At 65.7% G+C, this 854-nt stretch carries 3 protein-coding genes; all 3 read left to right on the forward strand.

Features of this window, described 5'->3' with window-relative positions; translation table 11 throughout:
- Positions 1–53 precede the first annotated feature (53 nt).
- Genes Q5762_RS36820 through Q5762_RS36830 form a run of 3 tightly spaced genes read left to right on the forward strand, consistent with a single transcriptional unit; the run spans position 54 to position 705 of the window.
- Positions 54–308 carry a helix-turn-helix transcriptional regulator gene (locus tag Q5762_RS36820; protein WP_315896677.1) on the forward strand — a complete coding sequence of 85 codons (255 nt, stop codon included), beginning with the start codon at positions 54–56 and terminating at the stop codon, positions 306–308.
- Positions 305–520 (forward strand): hypothetical protein, encoded by a 216-nt coding sequence (locus Q5762_RS36825; RefSeq protein ID WP_315888751.1) that lies wholly within the window; start codon positions 305–307, stop codon positions 518–520. The genes Q5762_RS36820 and Q5762_RS36825 overlap by 4 nt, the downstream gene beginning before the upstream one ends.
- A complete protein-coding gene (locus Q5762_RS36830; RefSeq protein WP_315888752.1) occupies positions 517–705 on the forward strand; it encodes a helix-turn-helix domain-containing protein in 189 nt (62 codons plus the stop codon). The genes Q5762_RS36825 and Q5762_RS36830 overlap by 4 nt, the downstream gene beginning before the upstream one ends.
- The last annotated feature ends 149 nt before the right edge of the window (positions 706–854 follow it).

Here is an 854-nt window from a genome sequence, read left to right on the forward strand (position 1 = left end):
ATTTTTTGACCAAAGGGGTTGCGTCACCGTTCCCTGTGTCATAGGGTGACCATATGGACACCAAACCACCCCGAACGGTCACCGAGATGACCGCAGTCGTGGTCTCGGAGGCGATGACCGACGCCGGTCTCACCGTACTGGGCGTCGCTGACAGGACCGGGATACCGCGAACCACGCTCACTCGCCGTCTCTCCGGAGGCTCACCTTTCACGGTGGCCGAACTAGACACGCTGGCGGCCGTCGTGGGCGTCCCCGTGTCGGTGATCATCGCCCGCGCTGAGGATCGGCTCGTGGGAGCAGCGGCATGACCACCCCCGACCAGCACCGGGTCCAGCGCATCGCGCAACTCGCTGAGTCAATCCACAGGATCGGGAGTGCCACCGCAATGCTGGACGGCTCAGCCGCCCTCGACGTCCTCAGTGAGGAGCAGGTGGCCATCGTTGACACCGCCGTGGACGCGCTCAATGACCTGCGCGAGAACCTCCAGGACTCCCTCCGCGCCGAGGGGATCAACCTATGACCAATCGCCGCTGGCTGACCCGCGCCGACGTCGCGGACCTCATGGGCGTATCAACGTGGACCGTCGACAAGCTGGCCCGCGACGGGAAGCTGCGCCGCCACAAGCCGACCGGCAAACCACAGGGGCGCGTCGTCTTCTCCGCCGATCAGGTAGAGCGCCTCATCAGCAGGTCAGCCACCCGCTGACCACAAATAATCGGCCCCCGCCGCTGTCACGACGAGGGCCACGCAATCCCGAAAGGAAGCTCAACATGACAGACTCTACCACCACCCCCGCCGACTACCACGACCGCGCCGACGCGTGGTGGGCGTCGACGGTCGATGTCGCGATCCGC

The sequence above is a fragment of the Streptomyces sp. P9(2023) genome (assembly GCF_032436795.1).
Taxonomy (GTDB): domain Bacteria; phylum Actinomycetota; class Actinomycetes; order Streptomycetales; family Streptomycetaceae; genus Streptomyces.